Annotated in this window: 3 protein-coding genes; all 3 read left to right on the top strand. The window is 55.6% G+C overall.

Features of this window, described 5'->3' with window-relative positions; genetic code table 11:
* Window positions 1-488: protein rep (locus DIT71_RS17525; RefSeq protein WP_114614516.1), on the top strand; the 488-nt coding region annotated here is incomplete at its 5' end.
* A 631-nt stretch (window positions 489-1119) separates the two neighbouring features.
* The gene (locus DIT71_RS17520) at window positions 1120-1311 is read left to right on the top strand and encodes a hypothetical protein (RefSeq protein ID WP_020324555.1); all 192 of its coding nucleotides are present in this window, start codon (window positions 1120-1122) and stop codon (window positions 1309-1311) included.
* A gap of 323 nt (window positions 1312-1634) precedes the next feature.
* Window positions 1635-1958, top strand: a 324-nt coding sequence (locus tag DIT71_RS18305) for a protein rep (RefSeq protein ID WP_227538198.1), incomplete at its 3' end; no start/stop codon positions are given.

Raw genomic sequence — 1958 nt, 5'->3', positions numbered from 1 at the left:
ACCCGCACTTCCACACCCTGATGATGGTTCCGCCGGGCATGCTTAACGGGAAGAGTTACGTCAGGCATGAACGCTGGGTTGAGCTGTGGCGTGAGTGCCTGCGGGTCAGTTACGATCCGAATGTCGATGTCCGGGCAGTGAAACCCCGCAAGCCGAAGGACGGCGAATCGCTGGCCTGCGCGACCGCCGAACTGGTGCGCGGCGCAGTGGCCGAAACCCTGAAATATTCCACGAAGCCGGCCGACATGGTGGCCGATCCTAAATGGTTCCTCGAACTGACCCGCCAGACGCACAAGCGCCGCTTTGTGGCGACCGGCGGCGCACTCAAAGACGTGCTGAAACTCGATCAGGAAACCGACGCCGACATGGTGATCGGGGATGATATTTCCGAGGGCGATGATGACGGTTCCCGCATCGCGTTCGAGTGGAAGACCGAGGTCAAAAAGTACCGGCGTTCGCCGACGAAAGATAAAACCGAATCAGACTAACAGGGTGTCGGGGCTGCGCCCTGACCATGAGGGCTTTGGGCATCCGTCACCTTGGTGGCGGTGTACCAAAGTCACATCTTGTCCGATTGATTTTACTCCGATGCAGGATAGGGCTAACGCCGCAAAGTGACGTCACTCGATTACTGAGTTCGGATTCCGAACCTGGGTTTTTCTTCCGGTAATTTTCCGGAAGGCGCGCTTAGTAGTTTCTCATCTGGCGATGAGAAANGGATTCCGAACCTGGGTTTTTCTTCCGGTAATTTTCCGGAAGGCGCGCTTAGTAGTTTCTCATCTGGCGATGAGAAACGCGCGGTGGGGCAAGCCCACGAAAAACAAAAACTGATAACGGACAAGATGTGTTTTTGGAGTACCGCCATCACGATGCCGGTACCAAAAACGATCCGTCAGGGCTGCGCCCCGACACCCTGCCAACACCTCACGCCGCCAGATTAAAATCTGTCAGCGTTCGCCGTTCCCGAAATCGTCAAACGCTAAATCGCGGGGTCCCGCTGGCTTGCCAGTGGGTTCCGATTTAGTGATTGACGACAGCACCCGTAAAATACTTACAGGGGGTGGTTGTGATCACGCAGTGAGCGCAACCACCTGATAAGCGTTTTTTGAGGGGGTAGGCATGATCGTCAGACTGGATAACCGGCTGTTTGAGATTCTCGATGAGATGGGTGCGCATGTGGATCGGGAAATGTTCATGGCGGCCTATGCGCAGCGGAAGGCCGAAAAAGAAAATGATCCCCGGCATATCCGTCAACGGAAACTGACCAGGTTGGCTCATGATTTGATGTCAGAATCGGACCCTGAATTGTGAGCCTCGCGTGCGCGCGAGGGAAATCGGTCAGAAAATGGCCGGAGTCTCGTGCGCGCGATCCTTGTATTTATACTTAAGGGATAACTCTGGCGTCAAAAAACGCCGCCAGCCCTTGTGCCGCAAGGGTTTGAGTGTGATTTGCCTGAAAATGGTTTTGGAAGTATTCTGTCGGGAGTGGTCGCAGAAAAAAGCGACCCCCGCAACTGCGCTAACAGTTCGGGGGTGTGACCACCTGTAGGAATTCGAATTTGGACACGACAACACAGGTGATATGGCAATGATAACACGTCAAATGAGCCATCGCCCAGCATGGGGCGGTGTGCATGCAAAATCCTGAACTCCAGAACCTAACTGACTACTCCCCCTCAGATGCGCCGTGGGACGCTCACAGAAGCGTTTCTGACGACGTGGGAGGGATTTACCTGCTTGCGGCTGAATATGAGCGCTACGGGGCGCGTATGGCCTCCTGTGGCGGTTTACTGAGGTTTGGGTGGTCTACCCTCAAAGAAACCGGAGAAACGCGCCTGAGGCTGCGTGAGGCGCATTTCTGCCGTGTCCGGCACTGTCCTGTCTGCCAGTGGAGGCGCTCCCTGATGTGGCAAGCCCGTTTCTACCAGTCCCTGCCGCGTATCGTGGCGGATTACCCC

Origin of the sequence: Marinobacter vulgaris (assembly GCF_003344045.1) — a bacterium.
GTDB classification, from domain to species: Bacteria; Pseudomonadota; Gammaproteobacteria; order Pseudomonadales; family Oleiphilaceae; genus Marinobacter; species Marinobacter vulgaris.
The sequence above is the reverse complement of the archived record's forward strand: the minus strand, read 5'-3'. Positions and strand labels throughout refer to the sequence as shown.